We start from the raw sequence: 12,924 nt of genomic DNA on the forward strand, positions 1-12,924 counted from the left end.
CGAATGACATGATTCGAGCGTGGATATTCAGAATGCGAATCGTTCTTTATTGCTTCGTCAGTTATTTGCCAGGTTCGATGACAGATAAGTGAAGGTTGTAGAGGCCGCCACCGTCTCGTTGCGTTCGCAAGCAAGGTGCGCGGAAGCTTTTTATGCATGGGATAGCTGTCTGCTTGCATGCGGGTCCCGTGCGTGCGCAGATCGAGGACATGTAGGGTCAATTCTTAAAGTCTTTTCTGTGATGTGCCGTAGATCACGACGTACCGACGCGTTGCCGTAAAGGCAGCCCGCAGCGAATTCCCTAAACAAAAAAGAATAGATGCCGCTACGCCTATAGCTTTCGCTTTCCTTTCTTCATGGTGCTTTCGTTTTGCTTGCCGCGCTGCCGCAGGCCGCTTGGTCGGCGGACAGCATCAACGACTTCAGCGCAGTTCCCTATCTCAACGCACGGCAGAAGACAGCATTCTTTGCGAGCTATCTGGCGGCGCCGCCGCCTAAGGCTATCGCTATCGGCAGCACGAGCGGCATGTGGGCTTCCGGTGGCTTCGATCCTGCGCGCAGCGCGATGCGGCAGCGCTGGAAGGTCTCGCAGTATTGCCAGCTCTTAAGCGGCTTTGGTGCGGTGTGCAAACGGCCACGAGGAATGCCGCACTTATTCGGTGGACGGTGATGTCGTATGGGCCACCAGGTAGTCCGCACATTCAGCGGCATTTTCAGCGAAAAAGGAATCTGAGCGACAAATGGCGACGCCTACGCCAATCGCAAATCCCACAACACATTCAGTACGTGTTGCGTGGAACGCTCGACGTACCCCGCACGATGTGCAATACCGAGCCGTCGCCACAACGCCGGGCGCAGCGGACGCATGACAATGCGACTGTCCGGTAATGGCGTAGTGGCCTCATGGGGCAACAGCGCTGCGCCGTAACCTGCCGCTACCAGACTCTTGATCGCGTCGTTGTAGTTGAGCTGAATGCGCGGCTCAGGATGCTGCCCGCCGTTCGCGAACCACTCCGCAGTCAGACGCGAGAGACGCGTGGTCGCGTCATTGAGAATGAGAGGCTGGGCGGCGAGCCATTCAGGGGTAACGCGGGCCGGCGACCGCCAATGCGCCGGCACGAAGGCCATTACAGGGTCGCGGCGCCAGGGTTTTATCACGAGTCCGGCCACCGGGGGCTGGGGCAGCGCGACCAGCCCGATATCCAGCGTTCCATCCACCAGCCGGGACAAGGTTTCTTGCGACGTCAACACTGCAATCTGAATGTCGATCGCGGGATGGTGCTCGCGCAGGACATCGAGCGCCTGCGGCAGCAGGTGCGCGATCACGCCTGTGGACGCGCCGAGACGCGCACGCCCTTCGAGCCCCTCTACCTGGCGTTGAATATCGTCCAACGCCTGCTCCGCGTCGGCCAGCAGTCGGCGCGCGCGCTCCACCAGCACCTCGCCGATAGACGTCGGCCCCACATGTCCGCGCTTGCGTAACAGGAGTGGGGCCCCAATGCGGTCTTCGAGTTCGGCGATGTGGAGGCTGACCGTTGGCGGCGCCAGGTGCAAGGCACGCGCCGCATCGGCGAATGAACCTTGGTCGGCAACGGCGACCAGAGTGCGCAAGCGGTCCAGACTGATCTCTCGCATGACGGCGTCCAGATTCAGAAAAACTGAATGTTTGCGTTATGAAATTCAACTTTCCCTATTCTATCGGTCCGCGCAACATACGGGTTCGTTTTCCTGTTCCAACCCACAGTCAGCGGAGTCATCCACGTATGAGCTCTCCCGTAGTTTTCATCGACGGCGACCAAGGCACCACCGGTCTGCAAATCCACGAGCGGCTGCGCAACCGGACCGACATCAGACTGTTCACACTTGCCGCCGCGGAGCGCAAAGATTCACGGCGTCGCGCAGAAGCCATCAACGCCTGCGGCATCGCCATCCTCTGTTTGCCGGATGCCGCCGCGCGTGAGGCAGTGGGCGCCATTGTCAATCCTGACGTCCGCGTGATCGACGCTAGCTCCGCGCACCGCACCCAGCCGGACTGGACTTACGGTTTTCCGGAAATGACGCCGGGGCAGGCTGAGCAGATTGCGAACGCAAGTCGGGTCACCAATCCTGGTTGCTATCCGACCGGTGCAGTCGGCCTGCTGCGACCATTGGTGCAGGCGGGGCTCATACCGGGCGATTACCCCATCAGCATTCATGCGGTATCCGGCTACTCCGGACGCGGGCGTGCCGGCGTGGAGGAATATGAGGGGACGGGCGCCAGCATCGCGCCTTCATACCAGGTCTATGGCCTGGAACTCGCGCACAAGCACACGCCGGAGATCCAGCAGCACGCCGCGCTTGCGCAGCGTCCCATTTTCGTCCCTGCGTACGGAGCGTTCCGCCAGGGCATCGTGCTGACGGTGCCGCTGGCGTTGCGGCTGCTGGCACCCGGCGCGGATGGCGCCACGCTACACGCATGCCTCGCACGCCACTATGCCGAGGCAACTCACGTACGAGTCCTGCCGCTGCACGAATCGAGCGCCTTAAAACAGCTGGATCCGCAAGTGCTGAACGGTACGAACGACATGCACTTAAGCGTATTTCATGACGAGGAACACGGGCACGTCCTGCTGTCGGCGGTTTTCGATAATCTTGGCAAAGGCGCATCCGGAGCGGCGGTTCAGAACCTGAACCTCATGCTCACGCGGCAATAGTGGCTGGCCGCTTGAGTTTCCGTTTTCGACGCTGAGATCTCCCGTGGTTTTCCCGGCAGCAGACCTTCCTGTAGCGACGCGAAGGAGCGTACCCTTTCGTTGTGAGCCGACTGATGGCGTCGGCGCGCCACTGCCAGTCTTCTACAGGAGACGACCATGAAAAAGGAGCGAAAAACCGCCCGGCAAATTCTGTCCGGGAACCCCCGGGAGGTGATCTCGGTTCGCCCCGCGGACTCAGTGCTGACGGCGCTGCGTCTGATGGCCGATAAGGATGTCACCACCGTGCTGGTGCTGCAGAGCAGCAATCTTGTCGGCATCCTGTCTCAGCGCGATTACGCGCGCAAGGTCGAACTGGCCGGGCGCAACGCGACAGAGACGAAGGTCGGCGAGATCATGACCACCGAGGTGCTTTACGTCACGCCCGAGCATACCTGTGACCGGTGCCTGGCGTTGATGCATACGAGGCGGATCCGGCATCTGCCGGTCATCGATTCGGGAAAGGTAATCGGCGTGCTATCCAATAGCGATGTCCTCGAAGAATTGATCCAGGAAGACGAACATTTCATCAGCATTCTCGAGCATGACATGCTCTACCTGACCGTCGACACGGGTGGCGCCTACTAAACCACTCGCGGGCGGCCAGGGAGGCGTCAGCTGAATCTCGGTCAGATCACCAGCACGCATTTAGCGATGCGCGTGGTCGATCTGACTTTGTCGCAACGCGCAGCTATTTGAACTTGACGAGATCCTTGAAGATCAGTTGAGCCCAGCTATTCCCCTTGGCCTGGACAAGCGAGCCGCCGTCCTTGAGCGGTCCTGGCGAAATCGGCGCGAAACCGAGCTGTTCGGCCAAAGCGGCGACCGGCGTCACCGGGACCGTTACCCGCGTTTGGTGGCCCGCCGCGCGCGATGCGCGACGCGGGCCATACCAGATGCGCGGAGGCGCGCTCCCGCCGTTTGCAGCGAAGGCAGCGCGAGCGGGCGTGACAATAGCCGCTGGACAATCATCAAAGCCAATTCCGCTTATTGATCAGGAATCCATATTTATATACACAATCTGGATCACTCACTTGCAGCTTTACGGCGCGATTTCAGATGGCCGACAAGCCGCCGTCGACGGACAACTCCACCCCATTCACGAAGCTCGAATCGTCTGAAGCAAGAAACAGCGCGACTGTCGCAATTTCCTCGGGACGCCCCATTTTTCCCCGCGGAATCACGGATTCGAACATCCGTTTCGCCGCCTCGTCGAGAATCTGGTCCTGCATCGGTGTCGCGATCGGCCCCGGGCTCAGCACGTTCACGCGGATATTCCTGCCCTTCAGCTCGTTGAGCCAGGTGCGTGCGAATGAGTGCAACGCCGCCTTGCTCGCCGCATACACGCCGTAACCAGGAAATCCTTTTACCGAAGCAACTGACCCGGTCATGAAGATCGATCCGCCATCGTTGAACAGCGGCAACGCCTTCTGAACCGTAAACAGCGTGCCGCGCGTATTCAGGTCGAAGATCGCATCGAAGTGCTGCTCGGTAATCTCGCCCAGTGGGACGGCTTCGCCCCAGCCGGCGCTCGCATACAGGACGTCGATCTTGCCCTTTTCCCGCTTGACGGTATCGAACAAGCGCTCGAGATCGTCGAGATTGGCGGCGTCGCCGCGCACGCCGGTGACGTTCCGGCCAATCAACTTGACGGCTTCGTCCAGCGTTTCCTGCCGCCGGCCCGTGATGAAAGCATAGGCGCCTTCTTCAACGAACCGCCTGGCGCTTGCCAGCGCCATGCCGCTCGAACCACCGGTGATGACTGCAACCTTACCCTCGAGCTTTCCCATATTGGCTCCTTTCGTGGTGTCGGACAGCGTCTCTGTTCCCATTTGCACAAATCCGCTGTATCTTGTGGATCACTGATCCACATCCCGATTCCGAAGATACGGATCACTGATCCACTTGTCAAGAAAACTATGCGGGCCGACGCCAGAAAAAATTACGACCATCTATTAGCAGTCGCGCGGGACGTCGTCACCGAGCATGGCGCCGATGCGTCCATGCGAGATATCGCCCGCCGGGCCGACGTCGGGTTAGCCACGCTGTTTCGTCATTTCCCGACTCGAGAAGCCTTGTTCGAAGCGTTGCTGCGAGAGAATCTGGACGCGCTGACGCAGAAGGCAGTTGAACTCGAAACGTCGAATCCACCTGACGAAGCGCTCGTGTCCTGGTTTCGCGAAGGAGTGGCATTCGTCCATAGCTATAGCGGCGTTGTCGCGATGATGGCGAGCGCCCACGCGACCCCGGACTCCGCGCTTTACGCTTCATGCGCAGCGGTGCACTCAGCGGGCGAGCGCCTGCTGCTCCGTGCTCAGGCCGAGGGATCCGCGCGTGCCGATGTGAATGGCGACGACCTGTTCGCGCTGATGTCGGCGCTCGGCTGGCTCGGTGACCAACCCTCATTCGCGCCGCGGGCCGATCATCTCTTTCAGGTCATTGCGAGCGCCATTCTGTCCGAGCGGACAAGCGGCGATGTCAGGAAGGCAAGGTGTTGAGTCGGATCGGCGATCGGATGCGCGGGCCCGAGACGTCGCAGATTTGCGGTTAATGGCGTCAGTGCTGGCCCACCATCTCGGGCGTCGGCAGCCGACCGCTATCGCGCCGGCGAGTCGAAATAGCTCGAGTTGTGAATTCAAGTCTTCACCCTTGACCCTTCTTGCTCAGCGTTGACTCAGTCGGGGGCTACGGTTCTTGCAGTATCGGGATAGTGTGTGCACGAATTGGATAGTTCACCAGGTGGGGTTGGAATAGTCTGCGTGCAACAATCTTGACTGCGATCAAGGCATTCAAGAGAGCAGTCAAAAATAGACGGAGACGGTGCGAATGCACAAGTATGAAGATGGATTGCAACGTTGCAATGCCAACTACACCCCGCTGACCCCGGTCGACCTCCAGGTTCGCACGTCCAATGTCTATGCCCACAAGAATAAAAAGGCGCCAGAAGAGACGGTCGCTGGCGGATGGTTCCGCACGGGTGTTCTGACTGCCGATGTCCGAAGTGTAGTGGGTTTCCTTGTGCCCTTATTGAACTCCGACCCCACGTGGAACGCACGCCCGGCGAAATCGTCGCTCACGGCCGCTCACTGCTGGCTTCGATCAAGATTCCCAGGGCGGTTCGCCTTTGTAAAGTACCCAATTCCTCGACAGAAAATTCAGAAATCAGCATTGCGCAAGCAGCCGAATTCGACCTCCGCAATTGATCAGGGCCAGTTCGCGTTGCCGGTAGGGGAGACACGTATGGGTGGGTTGTTTAAAGGAATGTATACTTCTCCAGTAATCTAGTCCTGATCCCCGGTAGCTGAATACTTCTGAGTTATAAAGCCAATGAAACTAAAAGAGGAGTTGCATTCTGAGGCTAATGACGACTCTAGTCCCTCAGCCGATGCCGGGTTATTTCGGACCCGGGATATAGAACAGGCCAGAGATTGGGGCACGCGTACATTCTGCGAAAATGAACTTCGAAATATTGACGTGCGCGGTGAACTCGATGCGCGTCTAATGTATCGAAAGTACGGATCAATCGGCATTGGCCGAATGAGTTATGGCGGCGAACTCAGGATTCGACCGACTACATTTGATGATTTTTATTTAGTACAGGTGCCACTCAGTGGTGGTGAGCATATCACCAATGGCAATCAGTCCGTCAGTTCATCGCCTAAGGTAGGTTCGATTCTTAATGCCGGGCAACAACATGAAATCGTTCACACGACGGGCACCGAAAAGCTGATTCTCCGTATTGATCGCGGTTTGGTGGAGCGCCTGTGTGGGCAGCATCTCGGCAATGATGCGCAAACCCGGGTGGAATTCGATACTGCAATGCCGCTCGATTCCGCTGCCGGCAGACGGTGGGCTTCCACCATGCAGTGGCTCTTCGATTACCTGGACGGTACGCCTTCGTCATCGCCGCTGTTGGCGGCGCAAATCGAGCACATGATCGGCTCGCTGCTGCTCATCAGTCAAGCAAGCAATCATAGTCTGGCACTTAACGAAGATCGGTCGCGCTCCGTGACTCCGGCGTTTATCAGGAAGGCAGAGATTTTTATCGAGGAGCGGGCGCACGAGCCTATTACGGTGGGAACCATTGCGGAGCACGTAGGGGTCAGCACCAGTTCGTTATACACAGGCTTTAGAAAGTACCGGAATACATCACCCATGCATCTGCTGAAGAGCATCCGGCTCAGTCGGGTGCGTGAGCAGTTGTTGAAGTCAGATCCAAGAAATACAACGGTGACGGCAGTAGCGTATCAGTGGGGTTTTGCCCATCTAGGTCACTTCACCACCTATTACAAACGTTGGTTTGGCGAGACCCCTAGCGAAACACTAGCTCGTTAAGCCGGTAAGCAGGGGAGCGTCGCGAACTCGCACCTGGCCCCCCCGACTGAGCGGCAACTGAAGATCTTCACCGAGTGCGGCCAGAATCCGGAAATCGTGCGCCGGCTCGCCAATGCTTTCGACGATCCGAACGCTTGCCCCCTTGTTACTTCGACAACGCTGAACCGAGAATGGAGCGACCCCGCTGGTCCTTCACCGTGGGAATTTCGCCATGCCGTAGACGAAAAGGACTACGAATTTAATAGCTGATCAAATCAAACGCTAACCCAGATGGGGCTCTCAGGAGCCCCGTTTGTGTTTGTAGGGATAAACCCTCGAAACGCATATTGAATGCACAGATGGGATAGGGCTCGTAGTCATTGGAGTGTCGAGTACGCGGTCGGGTAATACGATTCGTCCTGCGGTCACTGCCTTACCTGGTGCGCAAAAAAATTACCCCCTTTACAAGGGCTAGCCCCCTCTGAGGAGACAGACAGATGTCGAACCAAACTGTTGTTCGTCGTCGCGTAGCGCAGCATTCGATCAGCGATTCGCGCTACAACGATGCAAAGTCGCAATCGCAATACCAGCCCTACAAGGACGCAGCTTGGGGCTTCATCAACCACTGGTATCCGGCGATGTTCAGCAAGGAACTGGTGGAAACCACGACCGAGAACGAAGAAGAACTCCAGACGGGCATCAAGGGCATCATGATCGCCGGCGTGCCCATCGTGCTGCGACGCGTCGACGGCAAGGTCTACGCAGTCAAGGACCAGTGCGTTCACCGTGGCATTCGTCTTTCCGAGAAGCCGATGTGCTTCAACAAGGAAACGATCACGTGCTGGTACCACGGCTTCACGTTCAATCTGGACGACGGCAAGCTCTCGACCATCGTTGCCAATCCGGAGGACAAGCTGATCGGCACGACCGGTATCACGACGTACCCGGTTCAGGAAGTCGCGGGCATGATCTTCGTGTTCGTTCGTGAAGACGACTTCCCGCTCGAAGACGTTCCCCCGCTGTCGGATGACCTGCCGTTCCGCTTCCCGGAAAACAACGAGCGCTTCCCGCACCCGCTGTGGCCGGACACGCCATCGATCCTGGACGACAACGCAGTCGCGCACGGGATGCACCGCACGGGCTTCGGCAACTGGCGTATCGCGTGCGAAAACGGCTTCGACAACGCACACATCCTGGTTCACAAGGACAACTCCATCGTTCACGTGAACGACTGGGTGCTCCCGCTGGGCATTCTGCCGGTCTCGGACGACTGCATTCAGGTCATTGAAGACGAAAATGGTCCGAAGGGCATGATGCAATGGCTGTTCACAGACAAGTGGCAACCGGTGCTGGAAAACAAGGAACTGGGCCTCAAGATCGACAACCTGAACGGTCGCTTCTATCGCACGTCGGTGGTCCTCCCGGGTGTGCTCATGGTCGAAAACTGGCCGGAAGAGCACGTCGTTCAGTACGAATGGTACGTTCCGATCACGGACGATCTGCACGAGTACTGGGAAGTGCTCGTCCGCATCTGCCCGACCGAAGAAGATCGCAAGAAGTTCAAGTACCGCTTTGACCGCGTATACAAGGAACTGTGCCTGCACGGCTTCAACGACTGCGACCTCTACGCCCGCGAAGGTATGCAGCACTTCTACGCGGACGGCACGGGCTGGGACGACGAGCAACTGGTGTCGACCGACATTTCTCCGGTCACGTGGCGCAAGCTCGCTTCGCGCCACAACCGGGGTATCGCGAAGCCTGGCAAGGGCGTCTACGGTGCAGTGAAGACTCATAGCACGCGCCTCAAGGATCTCGCGGATGGCAAGCGCCCGGCGTACTTTGTGGATCAAGTCTGGTTCTAAAGCTTGATCGGCACTCGCCGGGGTGCCTGTCAGTTCCCCTTGGCACCTTGCAGCATCCTGATGTCCGGTTACGAGGAGGGAGATCGATGCGTCATGCTATCGGTCTTCATTCTCGTCTCTGTGTGCCATCAGGCCTGGACCTAACTAAATTTATTACCCGTATCCGTCATGAGCAGCCTTCCACGCGACCTGCCTGATTTCGAAATCTACGACCTGTCGTTGCAGATTCGCAGCGGCAAGATCAGTCCGGTAGAAGTCACCAGGGCGATTCTGGCCCGCGTGGAAGCACTGGACGCGAAATTGCATAGCTATGCCCGTGTCACCCCTGAGCTGGCATTGAAGCAGGCTGAGCAAGCAGAGAAGGAGATTCAGGCCGGGGACGTAAGGAGTCCCCTGCACGGTATTCCGCTTGCAGTCAAAGATTTGTTCGATACCAAGGGCATCGTGACTGCCGGTGGTATGCCGATCCATGCACTGCGCGTACCCACGGAAAACGCGACGGTCGTGCAGCGCCTGCAAGATGCAGGGTCGGTGATGCTGGGCAAGCTGCAAATGACGGAAGGTGCCTTTGCCATCCACCATCCGACGTTTCCTGATCCCGTTAATCCGTGGGGCGCCGCACACTGGTGTGGTGCGAGCTCCTCGGGTTGCGGTGTCGCTACTGCGGCCCGTCTGTGCTACGGCACGCTCGGTTCCGATACGGGTGGCTCGGTGCGGTTCCCCAGTGCAGCGAACAATCTGACTGGATTGAAAACCACTTACGGCACGATCAGCCGTAAGGGCACGATGGAACTGGCTGCATCGCTGGATCACGTGGGCCCCATGGCTCGCTCGGCCCGTGATGTGCTGCTCCTTCTCGCAATCATTGGTGGTCACGATACGCAACGACTGCTTGCCACCATCGACGAGCAACGATTCGAAAATTTCCTGAAGGGCTTCAAGGGATTGCGAATCGGCCTGGACGAAGCGTGGATTTCGGATGGCGTCGATCCCGTGATTCAGCGCGCGATTCAGCAGGTCAAGGTCATCCTTGCTGAGGCCGGTGGCGAAATCAAGAGCATCAAGGTTCCGGATACACGGGCGACCAGTTCCAACTGGGAGCATCACTGCGGGGTTCAAACGGCTGTTGCTCATGAAGCGACGTATCCCGACAAGGCCGCTGAATACGGTCCCGCACTGGCCCGTTTGATCGATCAAGGGCGGGAACTGAAGGCTGTGGACTACGAGCGCATCATTCGTGATGCCCAGCAGTTTACCCGCGAGATGGATGCGGTATTCACAGAAGTGGATGCCGTATTGGCTCCGGTGCAGCCCTACGCGGCACCGACGTATGAACAGTTGGCAGGTTTGGCTTCGGATCCTGAGGCTAACCGGCGCCTGATTCAGTTCACGTCGCCGTTCAACGCCTCGGGACACCCCGCATTGTCGGTACCCATCGGATTTACCGGGCAAGGATTGCCCATCGGTGGGCAACTCATTGGCCGCAAGTATCAAGACGATCTGCTGTGTATGGTCGGCATGGTATTGCAGAGTCATAGTGATTGGCATCGTCAGGTCCCGCCTGGGTTGGCTTGATGGATATTGAAAGTGTTTATTTTGCGGATTAAGTCATGACCCAAGCTCATCAGGTAACCATTCACTTCTCAGATGGCGTGAGCCGTACATTTGCCGCCGGGTCGGGTGAAAACATTCTCGAAGCCGCAATCAAGGCCGAAGTGCCCGTGCTGTATCAGTGCAAGGCCGGGGCCTGCGCGTCGTGCACGTGCAAGCTCGCGGAAGGAGAGGCCGTGACGATCCCCGGTGCCAGTTCGACGCTCCTGGCTTCGGAATACGCAGAAGGAAACCGGCTGCTCTGCGTGACGAAGGCCGAATCGGATTGTTCATTCAACGTCGCATACGGTTCGGAAGTCGGCTCGTCGGTCGCCCAGGAGGTGAAGGTCTTCATCGACTCCGTGGAGCGTATCGCACCCAACGTCATGCGTTTGACTGTCGAGCTGGCCGAAGGCAACTGGCTCGAATTCAGGTCCGGGCAGTTCATGCAGATCACGGTACCGGGTCTGGGTGTTCTCCGCAGCTACAGCCCGTCGTCTACGTCGCTGACTCTGCCGAAGATGGAATTTCTGGTCCGGCTGCTGCCCAATGGCGCGATGTCCACGTTCCTCGAAAACGAGGCGCAAGTGGACCAGGTTCTGACGATGAAGGGCCCCTATGGCGCGTTCTTCCTGCGTGAAGAGCATCGTCGTGCGCCGCACATCTTCGTTGCCGGTGGAACGGGTCTGGCTCCGATCCTGTCGATGATCGACGGCCTGAGGCAGGCGTCTGGCAAGAAGCCGCCGATGCTGCTCTCGTTTGGTTGCGCGGTGCCTGAAGCGCTGTTTGCGCTGGATGACATGGAACTGCGTCAGCACTGGCTGCCGACGTTGAAGACCCGCATCTGCGTGGATCGCCACGCCACGGAAGGCCTGCATGAAGGATCGCCGGTCTCGGCCCTCAAGGAAGGCGATGTGACGGATCCGAACACGGTGGCTTATCTGTGCGGTCCGCAGCCGATGATCGACGCGGCGACCACGCGTCTGATCGAGTTGGGCATGAAGCCGGAATTGATTTTCGCAGAGCAGTTTGTTGCATCGAATTGAGGAATGGGCATGCAATTCAATCCTACGAAGCAAATGCCGTTTTCGGCTCAGCAGACCGAATGGTACGAAAAGGCCAAGGCCAACCTGAGTTCGAGGCGTCTTCAAAAACTGCTGTTCGAGCTGACGGACATACACAGTCCTACGGGTTCGACGCGTGAAGCTGCTGACTATATGCAGCGTCACATGGAGTTGATCGGGCTGCGTACGAAAACGCATGACAACTCGGCCATCAGTCGTTCGGTTATGGGTGAACACCGGGGCACCGGTGGCGGCGCGTCGTTGCTGCTTTATGCGCCTATCGACACTCACCTGGATCGCACCAGGGAAGAAGAGATACTTTCGGGCCCCGGTCAAGAAGCGGATTTGCAGCCGCACGCCAGGCAAATCGAAGACTGGGTGTTCGGCCTCGGCGCTTCGAATCCGAAGGGCATGATCGCCACGCACGTTGAAGTGGCAACGGTGGTGCTGGAAACGGGTATTCCGCTGAAGGGCAATCTGCTTGTCGGTATGGCCGACGGCGGAATGCCCGTTGACATCAAGGAGCGTCATTCGGGCATGTCGAATGGCGTGATCAATCTGCTGAATCGTGGCATGTACCCCGATTTCGCAATCATCATGAAGCCGTGGAACTGGGTCTATCACGAAGAACCGGGTATGGCGTGGTTCAAGATCACGGTCAAGGGCACGATGGGCTATGCGGGTATCCCGCACGACGTGCCGGGTTTCCGTTCGTCGGTGGTTCCCGCTGCCACGGTGATCCAGGCGCTGCAAGCCTGGCTTCCCGAATATACGAAACGCAATACGTCGGGCGTTATCGAGCCCCATGGCTGGATTGCGGGCGTTCGTGGCGGTCAGATCGAAAGGCCTGCGTTCCCGTCCGCAGTCACGGAGATTTTCTTCGACGTTCGCGTGAATCCCCGGACGAGCCCCGCTGATGTCAAGGCACAGTTCGCGAATTTTATCCAGGACGTAAAGACTCGCCATCCGGAAATCACGATGGACTGGGAGATGTACGGCTCGGTCCCGGGCGGCACCACGGATCCGGAGAACTGGATTATCCAGTCGGCGAAGCGCGGCTGGGAGCACATCGAGGGACGTCCACATGGCGTACCCGACATGCTGGCCGGTCAAACCGACGGTGCGGCGCTGCGTCGTTATGGTGTGCCGACTGCTCGCATCGGTTGGCCGTGGCCGGCTCAGGGCGCTCCGGTACCGGTTGCCGAGGGTCTGGGCGGCATGGGCGCCACCTATGTTCCGGACCTGATGCCCTGCGCCGAAAAAATCCTGTATGCGGCGATCGACACGCTTACCCGCGACCGGAGCGAGCTTGGCCTTTGAGTTTCTGTGGTCGTAGTTCCATAACCAGAAAGCAAGGAAGGAGAC

At 58.4% G+C, this 12,924-nt stretch carries 12 protein-coding genes and 1 pseudogene; 10 read left to right on the forward strand and 3 right to left on the reverse strand.

Annotation, left to right across the window (positions count from 1 at the left end):
- Positions 1-370: 370 nt before the first annotated feature.
- Positions 371-670, forward strand: a complete 300-nt coding sequence (locus AB4Y40_RS18300; RefSeq protein ID WP_368688935.1) for a hypothetical protein — start codon at positions 371-373, stop codon at positions 668-670.
- Positions 671-750: 80 nt separating this feature from the next.
- Here AB4Y40_RS18300 and AB4Y40_RS18305 read toward each other — a convergent pair whose 3' ends face one another.
- Positions 751-1,635: a LysR family transcriptional regulator gene (locus AB4Y40_RS18305; RefSeq protein WP_368688936.1), complete on the reverse strand. Its 885-nt coding sequence runs from the start codon at positions 1,633-1,635 to the stop codon at positions 751-753.
- Between the two features lie 128 nt (positions 1,636-1,763).
- On the opposite strand from AB4Y40_RS18305, the gene argC reads away from it, so the two are divergent.
- Together argC and AB4Y40_RS18315 are read left to right on the forward strand one after the other, a co-directional pair.
- Complete coding sequence (gene argC, locus AB4Y40_RS18310; RefSeq protein ID WP_368688937.1) at positions 1,764-2,693, forward strand: N-acetyl-gamma-glutamyl-phosphate reductase; 930 nt, start codon at positions 1,764-1,766, stop codon at positions 2,691-2,693.
- A gap of 156 nt (positions 2,694-2,849) precedes the next feature.
- Complete coding sequence (locus AB4Y40_RS18315; RefSeq protein WP_368688938.1) at positions 2,850-3,317, forward strand: CBS domain-containing protein; 468 nt, start codon at positions 2,850-2,852, stop codon at positions 3,315-3,317.
- A gap of 103 nt (positions 3,318-3,420) precedes the next feature.
- On the opposite strand, the pseudogene AB4Y40_RS18320 reads toward AB4Y40_RS18315, so the two are convergent.
- Both AB4Y40_RS18320 and AB4Y40_RS18325 read right to left on the reverse strand, forming a co-directional pair.
- Positions 3,421-3,555: pseudogene (locus tag AB4Y40_RS18320) on the reverse strand (NADP oxidoreductase coenzyme); the annotation flags it as partial.
- A gap of 229 nt (positions 3,556-3,784) precedes the next feature.
- Positions 3,785-4,519 carry an SDR family NAD(P)-dependent oxidoreductase gene (locus AB4Y40_RS18325; protein WP_368688939.1) on the reverse strand — a complete coding sequence of 245 codons (735 nt, stop codon included), beginning with the start codon at positions 4,517-4,519 and terminating at the stop codon, positions 3,785-3,787.
- Between the two features lie 129 nt (positions 4,520-4,648).
- Here AB4Y40_RS18325 and AB4Y40_RS18330 point away from each other — a divergent pair, with 129 nt between their 5' ends.
- The 7 genes from AB4Y40_RS18330 (at position 4,649) to AB4Y40_RS18360 (ending at position 12,879) form a co-directional block, all read left to right on the forward strand.
- On the forward strand, positions 4,649-5,227 hold the full coding sequence (locus AB4Y40_RS18330) for a TetR/AcrR family transcriptional regulator (protein WP_368688940.1): 579 nt from the start codon (positions 4,649-4,651) through the stop codon (positions 5,225-5,227).
- Between the two features lie 328 nt (positions 5,228-5,555).
- A complete protein-coding gene (locus tag AB4Y40_RS18335) occupies positions 5,556-6,014 on the forward strand; it encodes a hypothetical protein (RefSeq protein ID WP_368688941.1) in 459 nt (152 codons plus the stop codon).
- Positions 6,015-6,056: 42 nt separating this feature from the next.
- The gene (locus AB4Y40_RS18340) at positions 6,057-7,064 is read left to right on the forward strand and encodes an AraC family transcriptional regulator (protein WP_368688942.1); all 1,008 of its coding nucleotides are present in this window, start codon (positions 6,057-6,059) and stop codon (positions 7,062-7,064) included.
- A 476-nt stretch (positions 7,065-7,540) separates the two neighbouring features.
- Positions 7,541-8,905, forward strand: a complete 1,365-nt coding sequence (locus tag AB4Y40_RS18345) for a Rieske 2Fe-2S domain-containing protein (RefSeq protein ID WP_368688943.1) — start codon at positions 7,541-7,543, stop codon at positions 8,903-8,905.
- A 168-nt stretch (positions 8,906-9,073) separates the two neighbouring features.
- On the forward strand, positions 9,074-10,480 hold the full coding sequence (locus AB4Y40_RS18350) for an amidase (RefSeq protein ID WP_368688944.1): 1,407 nt from the start codon (positions 9,074-9,076) through the stop codon (positions 10,478-10,480).
- A 35-nt stretch (positions 10,481-10,515) separates the two neighbouring features.
- Entirely contained in the window at positions 10,516-11,541 is a 1,026-nt protein-coding gene (locus AB4Y40_RS18355; RefSeq protein WP_368688945.1) for an FAD-binding oxidoreductase, read from the forward strand.
- 9 nt (positions 11,542-11,550) lie between these two features.
- Positions 11,551-12,879, forward strand: coding sequence for a M20 family metallopeptidase (locus AB4Y40_RS18360; RefSeq protein WP_368688946.1), 1,329 nt, complete (start codon positions 11,551-11,553; stop codon positions 12,877-12,879).
- Positions 12,880-12,924: the final 45 nt, after the last annotated feature.

This window comes from Paraburkholderia sp. EG287B, from assembly GCF_040965595.1.
GTDB lineage: Bacteria > Pseudomonadota > Gammaproteobacteria > Burkholderiales > Burkholderiaceae > Paraburkholderia.

Coding starts and splice junctions, on each gene's coding strand:
- AB4Y40_RS18330 (WP_368688940.1), top strand. CDS start 4,649: ATGCGGGCCGACGCCAGAAAAAATTACGACCATCTATTAGCAGTCGCG.
- AB4Y40_RS18355 (WP_368688945.1), top strand. CDS start 10,516: ATGACCCAAGCTCATCAGGTAACCATTCACTTCTCAGATGGCGTGAGC.
- AB4Y40_RS18315 (WP_368688938.1), top strand. CDS start 2,850: ATGAAAAAGGAGCGAAAAACCGCCCGGCAAATTCTGTCCGGGAACCCC.
- AB4Y40_RS18335 (WP_368688941.1), top strand. CDS start 5,556: ATGCACAAGTATGAAGATGGATTGCAACGTTGCAATGCCAACTACACC.
- AB4Y40_RS18345 (WP_368688943.1), top strand. CDS start 7,541: ATGTCGAACCAAACTGTTGTTCGTCGTCGCGTAGCGCAGCATTCGATC.
- AB4Y40_RS18305 (WP_368688936.1), bottom strand. CDS start 1,635: ATGCGAGAGATCAGTCTGGACCGCTTGCGCACTCTGGTCGCCGTTGCC.
- AB4Y40_RS18350 (WP_368688944.1), top strand. CDS start 9,074: ATGAGCAGCCTTCCACGCGACCTGCCTGATTTCGAAATCTACGACCTG.
- AB4Y40_RS18340 (WP_368688942.1), top strand. CDS start 6,057: ATGAAACTAAAAGAGGAGTTGCATTCTGAGGCTAATGACGACTCTAGT.
- AB4Y40_RS18360 (WP_368688946.1), top strand. CDS start 11,551: ATGCAATTCAATCCTACGAAGCAAATGCCGTTTTCGGCTCAGCAGACC.
- AB4Y40_RS18325 (WP_368688939.1), bottom strand. CDS start 4,519: ATGGGAAAGCTCGAGGGTAAGGTTGCAGTCATCACCGGTGGTTCGAGC.
- argC (WP_368688937.1), top strand. CDS start 1,764: ATGAGCTCTCCCGTAGTTTTCATCGACGGCGACCAAGGCACCACCGGT.